The organism is Bacillus sp. AF23 (assembly GCF_020861455.1).
Classification (GTDB): domain Bacteria; phylum Bacillota; class Bacilli; order Bacillales; family Bacillaceae; genus Bacillus; species Bacillus halotolerans.
Window position 1 is genome coordinate 16,848 of sequence record NZ_JAJHVY010000005.1, and the last position, 18,754, is coordinate 35,601.

Annotated in this window: 14 protein-coding genes; 13 read left to right on the top strand and 1 reads right to left on the bottom strand. The window is 44.5% G+C overall.

The genetic code is table 11. The features are described 5' to 3' along the window. The first annotated feature begins 118 nt into the window (after nt 1-118). The 7 genes from dnaE to LNN34_RS00930 all read left to right on the top strand — a co-directional run bounded on the left by dnaE (nt 119) and on the right by LNN34_RS00930 (nt 10,430). Entirely contained in the window at nt 119-3,466 is a 3,348-nt protein-coding gene (gene dnaE, locus LNN34_RS00900) for a DNA polymerase III subunit alpha (RefSeq protein WP_229042549.1), read from the top strand. A 136-nt stretch (nt 3,467-3,602) separates the two neighbouring features. Beyond that, a complete protein-coding gene (gene maeB / locus LNN34_RS00905) occupies nt 3,603-4,835 on the top strand; it encodes an NADP-dependent malic enzyme (protein WP_044153862.1) in 1,233 nt (410 codons plus the stop codon). 334 nt (nt 4,836-5,169) lie between these two features. Beyond that, nucleotides 5,170-6,042: an acetyl-CoA carboxylase, carboxyltransferase subunit beta gene (accD, locus tag LNN34_RS00910; protein WP_044153863.1), complete on the top strand. Its 873-nt coding sequence runs from the start codon at nt 5,170-5,172 to the stop codon at nt 6,040-6,042. Next, nucleotides 6,027-7,004, top strand: coding sequence for an acetyl-CoA carboxylase carboxyl transferase subunit alpha (accA, locus tag LNN34_RS00915; protein ID WP_024122460.1), 978 nt, complete (start codon nt 6,027-6,029; stop codon nt 7,002-7,004). Before accD ends, accA begins: the two co-directional genes overlap by 16 nt. Before the next feature lie 185 nt (nt 7,005-7,189). Then, the gene (gene pfkA / locus LNN34_RS00920; protein ID WP_044153864.1) at nt 7,190-8,149 is read left to right on the top strand and encodes a 6-phosphofructokinase; all 960 of its coding nucleotides are present in this window, start codon (nt 7,190-7,192) and stop codon (nt 8,147-8,149) included. Nucleotides 8,150-8,192: 43 nt separating this feature from the next. Continuing rightward, nucleotides 8,193-9,950: a pyruvate kinase gene (pyk, locus tag LNN34_RS00925; protein WP_044153869.1), complete on the top strand. Its 1,758-nt coding sequence runs from the start codon at nt 8,193-8,195 to the stop codon at nt 9,948-9,950. A 96-nt stretch (nt 9,951-10,046) separates the two neighbouring features. Continuing rightward, on the top strand, nt 10,047-10,430 hold the full coding sequence (locus LNN34_RS00930; RefSeq protein WP_024122457.1) for an FxsA family protein: 384 nt from the start codon (nt 10,047-10,049) through the stop codon (nt 10,428-10,430). 30 nt (nt 10,431-10,460) lie between these two features. Here the strand turns inward: LNN34_RS00930 and ytvI are convergent, their stop codons facing one another. Beyond that, on the bottom strand, nt 10,461-11,576 hold the full coding sequence (gene ytvI / locus LNN34_RS00935; RefSeq protein ID WP_101863485.1) for a sporulation integral membrane protein YtvI: 1,116 nt from the start codon (nt 11,574-11,576) through the stop codon (nt 10,461-10,463). A gap of 95 nt (nt 11,577-11,671) precedes the next feature. On the opposite strand from ytvI, the gene LNN34_RS00940 reads away from it, so the two are divergent. The 6 genes from LNN34_RS00940 (at nt 11,672) to pnpS (ending at nt 18,679) form a co-directional block, all read left to right on the top strand. Further along, on the top strand, nt 11,672-12,136 hold the full coding sequence (locus tag LNN34_RS00940) for a DUF441 domain-containing protein (protein ID WP_044153881.1): 465 nt from the start codon (nt 11,672-11,674) through the stop codon (nt 12,134-12,136). A gap of 329 nt (nt 12,137-12,465) precedes the next feature. Next, a complete protein-coding gene (citZ, locus tag LNN34_RS00945; protein ID WP_010335272.1) occupies nt 12,466-13,584 on the top strand; it encodes a citrate synthase in 1,119 nt (372 codons plus the stop codon). A gap of 160 nt (nt 13,585-13,744) precedes the next feature. Next, on the top strand, nt 13,745-15,016 hold the full coding sequence (gene icd / locus LNN34_RS00950) for an NADP-dependent isocitrate dehydrogenase (protein ID WP_024122455.1): 1,272 nt from the start codon (nt 13,745-13,747) through the stop codon (nt 15,014-15,016). A gap of 43 nt (nt 15,017-15,059) precedes the next feature. Then, nucleotides 15,060-15,998: a malate dehydrogenase gene (gene mdh / locus LNN34_RS00955; protein ID WP_010335270.1), complete on the top strand. Its 939-nt coding sequence runs from the start codon at nt 15,060-15,062 to the stop codon at nt 15,996-15,998. A 226-nt stretch (nt 15,999-16,224) separates the two neighbouring features. Continuing rightward, nucleotides 16,225-16,947 carry a two-component system response regulator PhoP gene (gene phoP / locus LNN34_RS00960; RefSeq protein WP_010335269.1) on the top strand — a complete coding sequence of 241 codons (723 nt, stop codon included), beginning with the start codon at nt 16,225-16,227 and terminating at the stop codon, nt 16,945-16,947. Next, nucleotides 16,940-18,679: a two-component system histidine kinase PnpS gene (gene pnpS, locus LNN34_RS00965; RefSeq protein ID WP_101863484.1), complete on the top strand. Its 1,740-nt coding sequence runs from the start codon at nt 16,940-16,942 to the stop codon at nt 18,677-18,679. The genes phoP and pnpS overlap by 8 nt, the downstream gene beginning before the upstream one ends. Nucleotides 18,680-18,754 lie beyond the last annotated feature (75 nt).

Sequence of the window (18,754 nt, forward strand, 5' to 3'; positions counted from 1 at the left end):
TCATATTGAGCATTCGGGACAAGTATGATGACGACTCGAAAAAGAACATTTGTTTCTTTTGAAAACCCGACTTATAATGAAGAAAGAAATGGATCGTAATGGAGAAAGAGGTGATAGCATGTCTTTTGTTCACCTGCAAGTGCATAGCGGGTACAGCCTGCTAAACAGCGCCGCGGCTGTGGAAGAGCTCGTCAGTGAAGCTGACAGGCTCGGATATGCGTCTTTGGCGCTGACAGATGATCATGTCATGTACGGAGCTATTCAATTTTATAAAGCATGCAAGGCGAGGGGGATCAACCCGATTATCGGCTTGACGGCTTCTGTTTTCACAGATGATGACGAGCTCGAAGCCTTCCCGCTCGTCCTGCTGGCAAAATCAAATACAGGCTATCAAAACCTGCTGAAAATCAGCAGCGTCCTGCAATCGAAATCAAAAAACGGCCTGAAGCCAAAATGGCTTAACAGCTATCGCGAAGGCATTATTGCGATCACTCCCGGCGAGAAGGGCTATATTGAAATGCTGCTTGAAGGAGGGCTGTTTGACCAGGCCGCTCAAGCCGCACTTCATTTTCAGTCTATATTCGGAAAAGGTGCTTTTTATTTATCCTTTCAGCCGTTTAAAGAAAATAAATTCTTATCTGAGCAAATCCTCCGGCTGTCTGAAGAAACGGGAATTCCGGTCACGGCGACAGGCGATGTTCATTATATAAGGAAAGAAGATCAGGCTGCCTATCGCTGTTTGAAAGCGATAAAGTCAGGTGAAAAACTCACTGAGGCATCAAACGAAGAGATGCCGGATCTCGACTTGAAATCCATTGATGAAATGCGTGTTATATACCAAGAGCATCCTGAGGCATTGCAAGCATCTGTTGAGATTGCAGAACAATGCTGGGTTGACGTCAGTCTGGGACAGACCCGCCTGCCGTCATTTCCGACTCCAGACGGTACATCCGCGGATGATTATTTGACGGATGTTTGTATGACAGGGCTTCGCAGCCGCTTCGATACACCAGATGAACAGTATATTCGACGTCTTCAATATGAACTTGATGTCATCAAGCGGATGAAGTTCAGCGATTATTTTCTGATCGTATGGGATTTTATGAAGCACGCCCATGAAAAAGGGATTGTGACAGGACCGGGAAGGGGTTCTGCGGCGGGATCGCTCGTAGCTTATGTCCTCTATATCACGGACGTTGATCCGATCAAGCATCACCTGCTGTTTGAGAGGTTTTTAAACCCGGAACGGATCAGTATGCCGGATATTGATATCGACTTTCCGGATACGAGAAGGGACGAGGTCATTCAATACGTTCAGCAGAAATACGGCGAAATGCACGTCGCGCAGATTATTACCTTCGGGACGCTGGCGGCAAAAGCGGCGCTTCGGGACGTCGGAAGGGTATTCGGTGTAAGCCCGAAGGAAGCGGATCAGCTTGCGAAGCTCATACCTTCAAGGCCGGGCATGACCTTGGATGATGCGAGAAAACAATCGGCGGAGCTGAATAAGCGACTCAGTGAGTCAAGTCTGCTTCAGCAAGTATTTACGATTGCCAGAAAAATAGAAGGTCTTCCGAGACATACGTCAACCCACGCGGCCGGCGTTGTCTTAAGTGAGGAACCGTTAACTGATGTTGTCCCGCTTCAGGAAGGACATGAAGGGATCTATTTAACGCAATACGCGATGGATCACCTCGAAGATCTGGGCCTTTTGAAAATGGATTTCTTGGGCTTGCGCAACCTGACACTCATCGAGTCGATCACTTCAATGATTGAAAAAGAAAAAAATATTAAAATAGATCTTTCGAGTATTTCCTATCAAGACGAAAAAACATTCTCTCTGCTGTCAAAAGGGGATACGACAGGGATTTTCCAGCTTGAATCCTCAGGGATGAGAAGCGTTTTGAAAAGGCTTAAGCCTTCAGGATTAGAAGATATTGTCGCGGTAAACGCACTGTACCGGCCCGGTCCGATGGAAAATATTCCGTTATTTATTGACCGTAAACACGGGCGCGTGCCGGTTCATTATCCTCACGAAGATTTAAGAGGGATATTGGAAGATACGTATGGCGTCATCGTTTATCAGGAGCAAATTATGGTGATTGCATCGCGTATGGCAGGATTTTCTTTAGGTGAGGCGGACCTGCTCAGACGTGCAGTCAGCAAAAAAAAGAAAGACATTCTTGACCGAGAGCGAAGCCATTTTGTTGAAGGGTGCTTAAAAAAGGAGTATTCTGTAGACACTGCAAATGAAGTCTACGATTTAATCGTCAAATTCGCAAACTATGGCTTCAACAGAAGCCATGCGGTGGCATACAGCATGATCGGCTGCCAGCTTGCGTATTTGAAGGCTCATTATCCTTTATATTTTATGTGCGGATTGCTTACAAGCGTCATTGGCAATGAGGATAAAATAGCTCAATATCTTTACGAAGCGAAGGGGAGCGGGATTCGTATCCTTCCTCCGTCAGTGAACAAAAGCAGCTATCCGTTTACAGTTGAAGACGGAGCTGTCAGGTACAGCCTCCGTGCGATAAAAAGTGTAGGCGTCTCAGCAGTCAAAGATATATATAAAGCAAGAAAAGAGAAACCATTTGAAGATCTTTTCGATTTCTGCTTTCGCGTGCCGTCAAAAAGCGTAAATCGCAAAACGCTCGAAGCACTCATATTTTCTGGTGCAATGGACGAATTCGATCAAAACCGGGCTACGCTGCTCGCATCGATTGACGTTGCGTTAGAGCATGCCGAGCTATTCGCCGCGGATGATGACCAAATGGGATTGTTTTTAGATGAATCGTTTTCCATTAAACCGAAGTACGTGGAGACCGAGGAGCTTCCGCTTGTGGATATTCTTGCATTTGAAAAAGAAACGCTCGGTATTTATTTTTCAAATCATCCGCTCTCTGCCTTTCGAAACCAGCTGACAGCGCGCGGAGCGGTATCCATTCAGCAGGCTCAGCAGGCTGTTAAAAAGCAGGTTTCACTCGGTGTCCTGCTGTCGAAAATCAAAACGATTCGGACAAAAACAGGTCAAAACATGGCGTTTTTAACGTTAAGTGATGAGACCGGCGAAATGGAAGCCGTTGTGTTCCCTGAACAATTCAGACAGCTTTCCCCGGTTTTAAAAGAGGGCGCTTTATTGTTCTCAGCAGGGAAATGTGAAATCAGGCAGGAAAAAGTCCAGTTTATTATGTCCAGAGCGGAATTGCTGGAAAATATGAATGCTGAAAAAGCGCCATCGGTTTATATGAAGATAGAAAGCAGTCAGCACAGTCAGGAGATCCTGACAAAGATCAAGCGCATTTTGCTGGAGCATAAGGGGGAAACCGGCGTTTATCTCTATTATGAAAGGCAAAAACAGACGATAAAGCTTCCTGAGGCGTTCCATATCGATGCGGATCACCAGGTGTTATACCGCTTAAAAGAGCTGTTAGGTCAAAAAAACGTCGTTTTAAAACAGTGGTAACCATTCGCTTTTTGTTATACAATTGGAGCAATTATGTTACTCTGTTTAAATATTCTGATAGATAAACTCCGCAGAATGCAGCAATCAATGCAGCAGCATACGAATCAAAAAATTCCATTAAGGAGTGTTTAGGAGAATGTCATTAAGAGAAGAAGCATTACATCTGCATAAAGTGAACCAGGGGAAGCTCGAATCTAAATCTAAAGTAGAGGTTAAAAATGCGAAAGATTTAAGCCTTGCTTATTCCCCGGGTGTAGCAGAACCATGTAAGGATATTCATGAAGACATTAACAAAGTATATGATTATACAATGAAGGGGAACATGGTAGCAGTCGTGACAGACGGTACAGCTGTGCTCGGCCTTGGAAATATCGGCCCTGAAGCCGCACTTCCTGTTATGGAAGGTAAAGCCGTTCTTTTCAAAAGCTTTGCCGGCGTAGACGCGTTCCCGATTGCTTTAAACACAAACGATGTTGATAAAATCGTTGAAACTGTAAAATTACTTGAACCGACATTTGGCGGCGTCAACCTAGAAGATATTGCAGCGCCAAACTGCTTTATCATCGAAGAGCGCCTCAAAAAAGAAACAAATATCCCGGTTTTCCATGATGATCAGCACGGTACTGCCATTGTAACCGTAGCAGGTCTTGTAAACGCGCTGAAACTGTCTGGAAAATCCATGTCATCCATTAAAGTTGTCGCAAACGGCGCGGGTGCGGCTGGTATTGCGATTATCAAGCTTCTTCATCATTATGGCGTTCGCGACATTGTGATGTGCGATTCCAAAGGGGCCATTTATGAAGGGCGCCCGAACGGCATGAACGATGTTAAAAACGAAGTGGCGAAGTTCACAAACCAAGACCGCAAAGACGGTTCTCTGAAAGATGTCATCGTTGATGCTGACGTATTTATCGGTGTCTCTGTAGCAGGCGCGTTAACAAAAGAAATGGTTCAAAGCATGGCAAAAGATCCAATTATCTTTGCAATGGCAAATCCAAATCCGGAAATTATGCCGGAAGATGCGCGTGAAGCTGGAGCGAGCGTTATCGGAACAGGCCGTTCAGATTTTCCGAACCAAGTAAACAATGTGCTTGCCTTCCCGGGAATTTTCCGCGGAGCTCTTGACGTGCGCGCTACTCACATTAACGAAGAAATGAAGATTGCAGCGGTTGAAGCCATTGCTTCACTAGTATCAGACGATGAGCTTAGCCCAGAGTACGTCATCCCTGCACCGTTTGATAAACGTGTTGCGCCTGCTGTGGCTAAGGCTGTGGCGAAAGCGGCGATGGAAACAGGTGTGGCAAGAATTACTGTAGATCCTGAAGAAGTTGCAGAAAAAACCAGAAAACTTACGATTATTGGCGAATAGTTTTAATTCATTCCAAAAATGGCAGCGCGTTGGCGGAGACCGGCGCGCTGTTCTCAAGTTAAACTTGCGGCTGAAATTTTTTTGGGGCCAGGACATAAAAAAATTTCAGCCGAGTTTAACATGATTTTTGAATACGTTACCAACCCTACTGGTTCAACGATTTATCAGGTTTATCATGAGTCTGTCCGCACGCGTATGCGGATAAAAAGTTGTCGAATTGAGGATGACAGCGTTTGACAAAAAAAGTACAATAGTTTCGGTAAAGTTATTAGCAAGTCTATCTGTCTGGATGGCATGCGGTGAAGAGAACCCTTCACAAAAGGGAGGTAATCATTTGTTAAAGGATATATTCACTAAAAAGAAAAAGTATGCTTCCGTACCGTCAGATCAAGCGAAGCACGATGTTCCGGAAGGCATTATGACAAAATGTCCTAAGTGTAAAAAAATCATGCTCACTAAAGAGTTGGATAAAAATATGCGAGTATGCATGAACTGCGATTATCATTTCCCAATGAATGCAAAACAGCGTATCGAAAGCTTGATGGATGAACAGTCCTTTGAGGAATTCAATCAGGGGATGTTATCGGAAAACCCGCTCGGTTTCCCGGGATATCTGGAAAAGCTTGAAAAAGATCGCGAGAAAACATCCTTAAACGAGGCTGTTGTCACAGGCAAGGGCACCATCGGGGGATTTCCTGCTGTTGTCGCGGTAATGGATTCTTCATTCCGTATGGGCAGCATGGGCTCTGTCGTCGGCGAAAAAATCACGCTTGCGATTGAAAAAGCAAAAGCGGATAAAGTTCCGTTTATTATCTTTACTGCTTCCGGCGGTGCAAGGATGCAGGAAGGCATATTAAGCCTTATGCAAATGGCAAAGACAAGCTCTGCCTTAAAATTATTCAGTGAGGAACAGGGTCTCATTATCTCAGTCATGACGCATCCGACTACCGGCGGGGTATCGGCAAGCTTTGCTTCTCTTGGCGATTATAATTTCGCGGAGCCCGGCGCGCTGATCGGTTTTGCCGGAAGAAGGATTATCGAACAGACAATAGGCGAAAAACTGCCGGAGGACTTCCAAACGGCGGAATTCTTATTAAAACATGGACAGCTTGATGCGGTTATTCACCGCGACGACATGAAAAAAACGTTAGAGAATCTGCTGGATATGCATCAAACAGGAGGTGACATTGAGTGGCTGCAAGATTAGAATTTGAAAAACCGGTGATTGAACTGCAAACCAAAATCGCCGAATTAAAAAAATTCACCCAGGATTCGGAAATGGATCTGAGTGCAGAAATCGAACGGCTTGAAGACCGTCTAGCTAAGCTTCAGGATGATATTTATAAAAATCTGAAGCCTTGGGACCGTGTTCAAATCGCACGTCTGCCGGACCGTCCGACAACACTTGATTATATTCATTACCTGTTTACAGACTTTTTTGAATGTCACGGCGACAGAGCGTACGGAGACGATGAAGCCATTGTCGGCGGTATTGCCAAGTTCCACGGCCTGCCTGTGACAGTTATCGGTCATCAGCGCGGAAAAGACACGAAGGAAAACCTGGTCCGCAACTTTGGAATGCCTCATCCTGAGGGCTATCGTAAAGCGCTTCGTCTGATGAAACAGGCTGATAAATTTAACAGACCGATTATCTGTTTTATTGACACGAAGGGGGCATACCCTGGACGAGCAGCTGAAGAGAGAGGACAAAGCGAAGCAATCGCCAAAAACCTGTTTGAAATGGCCGGTCTTAGAGTGCCTGTTGTTTGTATCGTCATCGGCGAAGGCGGAAGCGGCGGAGCTCTAGGTTTAGGTGTGGGCAACCACTTGCATATGCTGGAAAACTCTACTTATTCTGTTATTTCTCCGGAAGGTGCTGCGGCACTCTTATGGAAGGACTCCAGTCTTGCCAAAAAAGCGGCGGAAACAATGAAAATCACTGCGCCTGACTTAAAAGAATTAGGTATTATAGATCATATGATAAAAGAAGTAAAAGGCGGAGCGCACCACGATATTAAGCTGCAGGCAAGCTACATGGATGAAACCCTTAAACAATCGTTAAAGACTTTGCTGAAGCTGAATGAAGAAGAATTAATTCAGCAGCGCTATGAAAAATACAAAGCAATTGGGAAAGTATCGATTGAAGATCAATATATCGGGGTAAACTAAATAAACGTGAAGCCTTTGGCTCACGTTTATTTTTTGTGACATTCCTTAAATTTTATTTAAAAACAATTTATTTAATTGTATAATAGGTAAGGTTTCATAGGGAGGATGGAGATCCCTTTTCATTGTTTTTAGGGCAATGATCATGTTATGTTTTAATCATATATGTTTGCTGAGGTGAATGGAGAATGAAACGTATAGGGGTATTGACGAGCGGCGGGGATTCCCCGGGAATGAATGCAGCAGTTCGCGCAGTTGTCAGAAAAGCGATTTATCATGACGTTGAAGTTTACGGCATTTATAACGGATACTCAGGATTGATCAACGGAAAGATTGAAAAGCTAGAGCTCGGTTCTGTAGGTGATATTATTCATCGCGGAGGAACAAAGCTTTATACAGCAAGATGTCCTGAATTCAAAACGGTTGAAGGCCGTGAAAAAGGGATCGAAAACTTGAAGAAGCTGGGTATCGAAGGGCTTGTCGTTATCGGCGGAGACGGCTCATACATGGGTGCGAAGAAATTAACGGAGCACGGGTTTCCATGTGTAGGTGTACCGGGTACAATTGATAATGACATTCCGGGTACTGATTTTACAATCGGTTTCGACACAGCTTTAAATACAGTAATTGACGCAATTGATAAGATCCGCGATACAGCGACTTCTCATGAACGTACATATGTGATCGAAGTGATGGGCCGCCACGCCGGCGATATTGCATTATGGGCCGGACTTGCAGGCGGCGCGGAATCAATCTTGATCCCTGAGGCTGATTACGACATGCACGAAATCATTGCCCGGTTAAAACGCGGCCATGAGCGCGGGAAGAAACACAGTATTATTATCGTTGCCGAAGGTGTAGGCAGCGGTGTTGAATTCGGGAAACGCATTGAAGAAGAAACAAATCTTGAAACTAGGGTATCTGTATTAGGCCATATCCAGCGCGGCGGTTCCCCAAGTGCTGCTGACCGTGTTCTGGCAAGCCGACTTGGCGCATATGCAGTTGAACTGCTGCTTGAAGGAAAAGGCGGACGCTGTGTAGGTATACAAAACAATAAGCTTGTAGACCATGATATTATAGAAATACTGGATCAAAAACACACAGTTGAGCAAAACATGTATCAGCTTTCAAAAGAACTGTCTATTTAAGAATGCAGCAGAAGGCTGAAGATTTCAGAAGGAAGTGAACGAATTGAGAAAAACAAAAATTGTTTGTACCATCGGTCCGGCAAGTGAAAGTATTGAAATGCTTACGAAATTAATGGAGTCAGGAATGAATGTGGCTCGTTTAAATTTTTCTCACGGAGATTTTGAGGAGCACGGAGCACGTATTAAAAATATCCGCGAAGCGAGCAAAAAGCTCGGTAAAAACGTCGGAATCCTGCTTGATACAAAAGGCCCTGAAATCCGTACACATACAATGGAAAACGGTGCTATTGAGCTTGAAACAGGCAAAGAGCTTATCGTTTCAATGGACGAGGTAGTTGGAACAACTGATAAAATTTCAGTAACGTATGAAGGTTTAGTAGAGGACGTTGAAAAAGGCTCAACGATTCTTTTAGATGACGGGCTTATCGGTCTTGAAGTACTTGAAGTGAATGCCGCTAAACGCGAAATCAAAACAAAAGTACTAAACAACGGAACACTGAAAAACAAAAAAGGCGTTAACGTGCCGGGTGTCAGCGTCAACCTTCCTGGTATTACTGAGAAAGACGCGAGAGATATCGTTTTCGGTATTGAGCAAGGCGTAGATTTCATCGCTGCGTCTTTTGTACGCCGTTCTACTGACGTGCTTGAAATCCGTGAACTTCTTGAGGAGCATAATGCTCAGGATATTCAAATTATCCCTAAAATTGAAAACCAAGAGGGCGTAGACAACATCGATTCTATTCTCGAAGTGTCTGACGGCTTAATGGTTGCGCGCGGAGACTTAGGTGTGGAAATCCCGGCTGAAGAAGTGCCGCTCGTGCAAAAAGACCTGATTAAAAAATGCAACGCACTGGGCAAACCGGTTATTACAGCGACACAAATGCTTGACAGCATGCAGCGCAACCCGCGTCCGACTCGTGCGGAAGCGAGTGACGTCGCAAACGCAATTTTCGACGGCACAGATGCGATCATGCTTTCTGGTGAAACAGCTGCCGGAAACTATCCGGTTGAAGCGGTTCAAACGATGCACAACATCGCATCCCGTTCTGAAGAGGCGCTGAATTACAAAGAGATTCTTTCAAAACGCAGAGACCAGGTAGGCATGACGATTACTGATGCAATCGGCCAATCGGTTGCACATACGGCCATTAACTTGAATGCTACTGCGATTGTGACTCCGACTGAAAGCGGCCATACAGCGCGTATGATTGCTAAATACCGCCCGCAGGCACCGATTGTCGCTGTGACAGTAAATGAGTCTGTTTCCAGAAAGCTCGCTCTTGTATCCGGCGTTTTCGCAGAAAGCGGTCAAAATGCAAGCTCAACTGATGAGATGCTGGAAGATGCTGTGCAAAAATCATTACACAGCGGAATTGTGAAAAATGGTGATCTGATCGTCATTACAGCAGGCACTGTCGGTGAGTCAGGAACAACGAATTTGATGAAAGTTCATACTGTCGGCGATATCATCGCTAAAGGCCAAGGTATCGGCCGCAAATCAGCTTACGGTCCGGTTGTCATTGCGCAAAACGCGAAAGAAGCCGAACAAAAAATGACTGACGGCGCGGTTTTGGTTACAACTAGCACTGACCGTGACATGATCGCGTCTCTTGAAAAAGCGTCTGCCCTTATTACAGAAGAAGGCGGCTTGACAAGCCATGCTGCAGTAGTCGGATTAAGCCTCGGTATTCCGGTTATTGTTGGTTTGGAAAATGCGACATCCATTTTGACAGAAGGCCAGGATATTACGGTTGACGCTTCTAGAGGGGCAGTCTACCAAGGCCGTGCAAGTGTACTTTAATCACATCTGAAAATGGGAAGGGAGCGAATTCCCTTCCTTTTCTCTATTTGTCACTATTTTTGAACTAAGGCGTTTTACACATGTGGGGGGCTGGAGATGAGGTTTTTATTTTTGCTTTTTATTGTGTTTCCGGCAATTGAAATCGGCATATTTCTATTTTCGGGCAAGCTGATCGGCATTCTTCCGACGGTCCTTTTAATGATTCTGACCGGAATCATTGGGGCAGCAGCTGCCAAAAAACAAGGAACTGAAGTCTACTTCAAGGTTCAGCGTGACCTTCAATACGGCAAGATGCCTGGTGAAGCGATTGCTGACGGCCTGTGCATCTTTATTGGCGGCCTTTTGCTGATGCTGCCAGGCTTTTTATCAGACCTGGCCGGCGCATGCCTGCTTATCCCGTTCACCCGCAGCTGGTGTAAGCCGATCCTGTTCAAATGGCTGAGAGGCATGTCGAAGAACAAGCGGATCATTATAAAATAAAAACGGCAGCCTGCATTATGGGCTGCTGTTTTATTTTTGCTGGACAGTGATGTAGGACCATATTTCCTTTAAGGCACCTGTTGTAATAAAAGCTTGGATGACGACGATAACGGCAGGACCGGCAATCAGTCCTAAAAATCCGAACAATTTAAAGCCTGCAAAGAGGGCAATAAGTGTTGCCAGCGGATCGATTCCGATTGATTTACTTAATATTTTGGGCTCTGTCAGCTGCCGCTGAACGAGTACGACAAGGTACAGCACACCAATTCCAATTGCTTGAGGAAGCTGGCCTGTAATCGATAAATACAAAATCCACGGCACGAAGACGGATCCTGCTCCTAAATACGGGAGAAGGTCGACTAGCCCGATTAAAAAAGCAATCGTTGCTGCATGTTCAACCTTTAAGAGAGAAAGACCGATGAATACAATGACCATCGTAAGAAATACAAGAACAGCCTGTGCTTTAATGAAACCGGTCATTGCTTTTTTCAGCTCGCTGCTGATCGCCTTTCCGTTTGCTGTTATTCGATCCGGCAGCACTGAAACGAGCATCGCTTTCAGCTTGTGCCAATCCTTTGTCATGAAAAATGTAGCAAGAAGTGAAAATATCAAAACAGCCGCGGTATTCGGAAGCAGCGCGAAAAACTTCGGGATCATTTCAAGAATGTGAGACAGCAGCAGTCCTGCGTTTTTGGCAGCGGAATCTCCAAGTGTCTGAATGTGAGTGACGATGGAAGCCTGCTGGTTGGTCTCCAATTCATGAAATAAAACGGTCAGTTCGTGATAGAGCGGCTGGATATGAGTGGTAAACAGTTTTTCACAATAAGAGATAAATGTGCTGATATGCGGAGGAAGGGTTTTTGCAAGATATGCAGTCCCTGTTACGATTTCTGCTACCACAATGGTCAGCACACCGAACGCCGCGAGCAGAAAAAAGGCAAGCACGCCGATGACATTTAAAGTTCGCGGGAATCCCGTCACCTTGTCCAAGTAGTCTACAACAGGGTGAATCGCTGTTGAAAGAATAAGGGCAATGAGGAACGGATATGTTAACGGAAACGAATAATAAACAGCGGCTGCTGACCCGGCTGTAAGCGACACGACAAAGAGGGTTCGGAAAAAAATAGTGATATAGGATTGATTCACAAAAACGATCCTCCTCTCGTCAGCATGTCCTATTGTTATGTTTATTCACGGTACGGCTGTATATGAATACATTCATCTTAAAGGAGGGATGACGCGTGTTTACACAAGCGAATTTATTTTTAATATTACTCTTGGCTATTGCACTTATCGCAAAAAATCAATCGCTGCTTTTTGCTGTATCCGTCCTTTTGATCATAAAAATCGTGGGACTTGACCAAAAAATTTTTCCGACTATCCAGTCAAAAGGCATCAACTGGGGCGTGACCGTCATCACAATTGCTGTTCTTGTTCCAATCGCCACAGGAGAGATTGGATTTAAACAGCTTGGTGAGGCAATGCGTTCTTCTTACGCCTGGATTGCACTGGGGGCGGGAATTGCCGTTGCGCTGATTGCCAAAAATGGCCTGACCCTGCTGGAAAACGATCCTCACATCACCACTGCTCTTGTCATCGGTACCATTCTCGCCGTCGCGCTTTTCGGCGGAGTCGCAGTGGGTCCGCTGATCGGAGCGGGGATTGCTTATATTGCGATGCAGCTCGTAAAACTGTTCACTTCATGAAAAAAGCGGCTTGCTGCCGCTTTTTTTTATGCCAAAAACCCGCAAATAAAGGCGTTTTTTCGGGAAAATCATAGAATGAAAAAAAAAATTATAGGTAAACATTTAACAAATGTCTGATTATTGTTTATAATAGGAATAGGCACAAACTTAAAAAAGCTTATAAGAATTTGTTATGTTCTTTCATAAGCAAAGGGTTTCAGCACCAGCAGGCAGTAAAATGTAAGCATTTTCTTTTGGGGGGAGAAATACTTACAACATGCTTTTTAAGTTAGCCTCATGTTTTTACAACACTCTTAAAGGGGAAATTTATTGAAAAGGAGATGTTATATATGACAGCGACACGCGGTCTTGAAGGGGTTGTAGCAACAACATCATCTGTTAGTTCGATTATTGATGATACCCTTACATATGTGGGGTATGATATCGATGATTTGACAGAGAATGCGAGCTTTGAAGAAATCATTTACTTGCTTTGGCACTTAAGGCTGCCAAACAAAAAAGAGCTTGATGAGTTAAAACAGCAGTTAGCAAAAGAAGCTGCCGTTCCGCAAGAAATTATTGAGCACTTCAAATCTTATTCCCTCGAAAATGTTCATCCCATGGCTGCTCTTCGGACAGCGATTTCTTTACTAGGCCTGCTTGACAGCGAGGCTGATACCATGAACCCGGAAGCCAACTACAGAAAGGCGATCCGCCTTCAGGCAAAGGTGCCTGGTCTGGTTGCAGCGTTTTCCAGAATCCGCAAGGGTCTTGAACCCGTTGAGCCAAGAGAAGACTACGGCATTGCCGAGAATTTTCTCTACACATTAAATGGAGAAGAGCCTTCACCGATTGAGGTTGAAGCCTTCAACAAAGCACTGATTTTACATGCCGATCACGAGCTGAACGCGTCAACGTTTACAGCGAGGGTCTGTGTGGCAACACTTTCGGATATTTACTCAGGAATTACTGCAGCAATCGGCGCACTGAAGGGCCCGCTTCACGGCGGTGCAAACGAAGGCGTCATGAAAATGCTGACAGAGATCGGCGAAGTGGAGAATGTCGAGCCTTTCGTTCGCGCCAAGATGGAAAAGAAAGAAAAAATAATGGGATTCGGCCATCGCGTTTATAAGCATGGCGATCCGCGCGCCAAGCATTTAAAAGAAATGAGCAAACGTCTGACCAACCTGACCGGCGAAAGCAAATGGTATGACATGTCGATTCGCATCGAAGAAATCGTGACATCAGAAAAAAAGCTTCCGCCTAACGTTGATTTCTATTCCGCTTCTGTTTATCACAGCCTCGGAATTGACCATGACCTGTTCACACCGATTTTTGCTGTGAGCAGAATGTCCGGCTGGCTCGCTCATATCCTTGAGCAGTATGACAATAACCGCCTGATCCGCCCGCGTGCAGATTACACAGGCCCTGACAAACAAACTTTTGTTCCGATTGAAGAAAGAGCCTAAAGAACCATGGGGGGCTGGCTTATGTTAATGAAGTTAGCCTCTTGTTCAGAACATCAAAGATGGTTTACACTTTAGAATGTTAAGAAAAATCATTTTGTTTTCTATATAAGAAAAATAAAATGTTTTCTAAATATGAATTACATACTGGGAGGTTTTTATTGTGGCACAAGGTGAAAAAATTACAGTCTCTAACGGAGTATTAAACGTACCAAACAACCCGATTATCCCGTTTATTGAAGGAGACGGAACCGGTCCTGATATTTGGAATGCGGCTTCAAAAGTTTTGGAAGCCGCAGTAGAAAAAGCATATAAAGGTGAAAAGAAAATTACGTGGAAAGAAGTTTATGCCGGAGAAAAGGCTTATAATAAAACAGGTGAGTGGCTTCCTGCTGAAACATTAGATGTCATCCGCGAATATTTCATCGCGATTAAAGGCCCGTTAACGACACCTGTCGGCGGCGGTATCCGTTCTTTGAACGTAGCGCTCAGACAAGAGCTTGACCTATTCGTTTGCTTGAGACCGGTAAGATATTTTACTGGAGTGCCGTCACCGGTAAAACGCCCTGAGGATACTGACATGGTCATCTTCCGTGAAAATACAGAAGATATTTACGCAGGCATCGAGTACGCAAAAGGCTCTGAAGAAGTGCAAAAGCTTATCAGCTTCCTGCAAAATGAATTGAATGTCAACAAAATCCGTTTCCCTGAAACATCAGGTATCGGTATTAAGCCTGTTTCTGAAGAAGGAACAAGCCGTCTGGTCAGAGCGGCAATTGAATATGCGATTGAGCACGGCCGCAAGTCTGTAACGCTTGTACACAAAGGAAACATCATGAAGTTCACGGAAGGCGCCTTCAAAAACTGGGGCTATGAGCTTGCAGAGAGAGAATACGGCGAAAAAGTCTTCACATGGGCTGAATATGACCGCATTGCTGAAAAAGACGGAAAAGACGCCGCTAATAAAGCGCAAAGCGAAGCAGAAGCAGCAGGCAAAATCATTATCAAAGACAGCATTGCTGATATTTTCCTTCAGCAGATTCTGACACGTCCAAGCGAATTTGATGTTGTTGCAACAATGAACCTTAACGGAGACTATATTTCTGACGCTCTTGCGGCGCAAGTAGGCGGAATCGGTATTGCTCCTGGGGCGAACATCAACTACGAAACAGGACATGCGATTTTCGAGGCGACACACGGAACGGCTCCTAAATACGCCGGACTTGATAAAGTAAACCCATCTTCAGTTATTCTTTCAGGTGTGCTGCTGCTTGAGCATTTAGGATGGAATGAAGCGGCTGATTTAATCATTAAATCTATGGAAAAAACAATCGCTTCTAAAGTCGTAACTTACGATTTTGCCAGATTAATGGACGGCGCGACTGAAGTTAAATGTTCAGAGTTCGGAGAAGAACTGATTAAAAACATGGACTAAGCAAGGAAACAGCCTAAAATTAGCCATAAAGGAGAAGAGAGACATGGGAAATACTCGTAAAAAAGTTTCTGTTATCGGAGCAGGTTTTACCGGAGCGACAACAGCTTTCTTAACCGCTCAAAAAGAGCTGGCGGACGTTGTTCTCGTTGATATCCCGCAATTGGAGAACCCGACGAAAGGAAAAGCCCTTGATATGCTGGAAGCCAGCCCGGTTCAAGGCTTTGACGCGAAAATTACGGGTACATCTAATTATGAGGATACGGCGGGCTCTGACATTGTTGTCATTACAGCCGGTATTGCAAGAAAACCTGGTATGAGCAGGGATGATCTAGTCTCTACAAACGAAAAAATTATGAGAAGCGTCACACGAGAAATCGTGAAATATTCTCCTGACTCTATCATTGTGGTTTTGACAAACCCTGTTGACGCAATGACATACGCAGTATATAAAGAGTCTGGCTTCCCGAAAGAGCGCGTGATCGGCCAATCAGGTGTGCTTGATACGGCAAGATTCAGAACGTTTGTGGCGGAGGAATTAAACTTGTCAGTGAAAGATGTGACTGGTTTTGTTCTCGGCGGGCACGGTGACGATATGGTGCCGCTTGTACGTTATTCTTATGCTGGCGGTATCCCGCTTGAAACTCTCATTCCAAAAGACCGGATTGACGCGATTGTGGAGCGCACAAGAAAAGGCGGCGGCGAGATCGTGAATCTTTTAGGAAACGGAAGCGCATATTATGCGCCTGCGGCTTCATTGACAGAAATGATCGAAGCAATCTTAAAAGATCAGCGCCGCGTCCTTCCTACAATTGCTTATCTTGAGGGAGAATACGGCTATGAAGGCATCTACCTTGGTGTTCCTACAATTGTCGGAGGAAATGGGCTTGAACAAATCATTGAGCTTGAATTGACAGAATACGAGAAAGAACAGCTGAATAAATCAGTTGAATCTGTCAAAAATGTGATGAAAGTATTATCCTAAAATAAAAAGAGAAAGGCTGGTTTAATCGAAGCCTTTCTCTTTTTATTACAAAATGAAAGCGCTTCCTCCTATTCCTCAGCTGCCTCTTGTATTTTTCTTTTAAAATGATGTAAAAGGCGAATTGTCGGAATGTCCGGCTTTCGTTAAAATAAAATCATGAAACATGGTAAGATGACATAAAATAGAGAAATAGGATGTCGGGGAATTAAGATACTGGAGGCACAGCATGAACAAGAAAATTTTAGTTGTGGATGATGAAGAATCTATCGTTACACTTTTGCAGTACAATTTGGAGCGATCAGGCTATGAGGTTATTACTGCTTCGGATGGAGAAGAAGCACTCAAAAGAGCGGAAACAGAAAATCCTGATTTAATTGTGCTAGATGTGATGCTTCCAAAGCTGGATGGAATTGAAGTATGCAAGCAGCTGAGACAGCAAAAACTCATGTTTCCTATTTTGATGCTGACAGCGAAGGATGAAGAATTTGACAAAGTATTAGGGCTTGAGCTTGGTGCTGATGATTATATGACCAAGCCGTTCAGCCCTCGAGAAGTCAATGCAAGGGTAAAAGCTATTTTAAGGCGTTCTGAAATGGCTGCGCCCTCTAATGATATGAAAAACGAGGAAACAGAAGGACAAATTGTTATCGGCGATTTGAAGATTCTGCCCGATCATTATGAAGCTTATTTTAAAGAAAATCAGCTTGAGCTGACACCGAAAGAATTTGAGCTGCTTTTGTATTTAGGCAGACATAAAGGCAGAGTGCTGACGAGAGATTTGCTTTTAAGTGCTGTCTGGAATTACGATTTTGCCGGAGATACGAGAATTGTTGATGTGCATATCAGCCATCTTCGAGACAAAATTGAAACGAATACAAAAAAACCGATCTATATTAAAACCATTAGGGGATTGGGGTATAAATTGGAGGAGCCAAAAATGAATGATTAAATATCGTGTGCGCCTTTTTTCTGTGCTCGTTGTCTGTATGATTGTGGTGTTTAGTGTACTCGGGCTGTTTTTACAGCAGCTCTTTGAATCTTCTGATCAAAAAAATTCGGAGGAACACATTGAAAAGGAAGCCAAATACATGGCTTCGCTGCTTGATGCCGGCAATCTGAATGACCAGGCAAATGAGAAAGTCATTAAAGATGCAGGCAGTGCGCTTGATGTAGAAGCGTCCGTGATCGATACAGAAGGAAAGGTGCTGTACGGGTCTGACGGCAGCGCGGCGGATTCTTCACAGATTCAGGCGCTTGTCTCCGGTCATGAGGGAGTTCTCGAAAAAGAGGAGAACATGCTTTATTATGGGCTTTCGCTTAGGAGCAAAGGCGAAAAAACTGGGTATGTGCTGCTTACTTCCCGTGAAGAAAGCTCGGGTCTGAATGGCGAGATGTGGGGCATGCTGACGGCCAGTCTTTGTACCGCTTTTATTATTATTGTTTTCTTTTATTCTAATATGACCTCTCGCTACAAAAGATCTATTGAAGCAGCCACAAACATGGCAACAGAGCTGTCCAAGGGGAATTACGATGCCCGTACATACGGCGGTTATATCAGGCGTTCTGACAAGCTTGGCCGGGCCATGAACAGCCTTGCTGTTGATCTGATGGAAATGACGAGGACGCAGGAAATGCAGCGCGACCGCCTGCTGACTGTCATTGAAAACATCGGCTCCGGGCTGATTATGATTGATGGAAGAGGTTTTATCAATCTCGTCAACAGGTCTTACGCGAAGCAGTTTCATGTCAATCCGAATCAGATGCTGCGCCGTCTTTATCATGATGCATTTGAACATGAAGAAGTGATCCAGCTTGTCGAAGAGATTTTTATGACTGAGACGAAGAAATGCAAGCTATTAAGGCTTCCGATCAAAATTGAAAGGCGTTATTTTGAAGTGGACGGCGTTCCTATTATGGGGCCGGATGATGAATGGAAAGGGATCGTGCTCGTTTTTCATGACATGACGGAAACGAAAAAATTAGAGCAGATGAGAAAAGATTTTGTGGCCAATGTTTCCCACGAGCTGAAAACGCCGATTACATCGATCAAAGGGTTTACTGAAACGCTATTAGACGGGGCAATGGAGGACAAAGAGGCGCTTTCAGAATTTCTCTCGATTATTTTAAAGGAAAGCAAAAGGCTTCAGTCATTGGTGCAGGATTTGCTTGATCTTTCTAAGATTGAGCAGCAAAACTTTACGCTCAGCATCGAAACGTTCGATGCAGCGAAAATGCTGGCTGATATTGAAACGCTACTTAAGCATAAAGCGACGGAGAGGGGTATCTCTTTACAGCTGAATGTTCCGAAAGACCCTCTCTATGTAGCGGGCGACCCGTACCGGCTGAAACAGGTGTTTTTGAATCTCGTAAACAATGCATTAACCTATACACCGGAGAAGGGTTCGGTAGCTATCAATGTCAAACCGGGAGAAACAGAGATTCAAATCGAAGTTTCCGATACCGGGATTGGAATCCAGAAAGAAGAAATTCCCCGCATCTTTGAACGGTTTTACCGCGTTGATAAAGACAGAAGCAGAAACTCAGGCGGGACCGGTCTCGGTCTTGCGATTGTAAAGCATTTAATAGAGGCTCATGAAGGCAAAATCGATGTGACAAGCGAGCCGGGCAGAGGCACTGTGTTTACAGTGACGCTGAAGCGGGCTGCTGAAAAGCCTGTTTAATGTTTACAAAGCTTTAACAATATCTTCATGCACTGTTAAACCTATGCTGGTAGGATGTAGTAGAACCCCTTCATC

Coding starts and splice junctions, on each gene's coding strand:
- pfkA (WP_044153864.1), top strand. CDS start 7,190: ATGAAACGTATAGGGGTATTGACGAGCGGCGGGGATTCCCCGGGAATG.
- citZ (WP_010335272.1), top strand. CDS start 12,466: ATGACAGCGACACGCGGTCTTGAAGGGGTTGTAGCAACAACATCATCT.
- phoP (WP_010335269.1), top strand. CDS start 16,225: ATGAACAAGAAAATTTTAGTTGTGGATGATGAAGAATCTATCGTTACA.
- mdh (WP_010335270.1), top strand. CDS start 15,060: ATGGGAAATACTCGTAAAAAAGTTTCTGTTATCGGAGCAGGTTTTACC.
- maeB (WP_044153862.1), top strand. CDS start 3,603: ATGTCATTAAGAGAAGAAGCATTACATCTGCATAAAGTGAACCAGGGG.
- dnaE (WP_229042549.1), top strand. CDS start 119: ATGTCTTTTGTTCACCTGCAAGTGCATAGCGGGTACAGCCTGCTAAAC.
- pnpS (WP_101863484.1), top strand. CDS start 16,940: ATGATTAAATATCGTGTGCGCCTTTTTTCTGTGCTCGTTGTCTGTATG.
- LNN34_RS00930 (WP_024122457.1), top strand. CDS start 10,047: ATGAGGTTTTTATTTTTGCTTTTTATTGTGTTTCCGGCAATTGAAATC.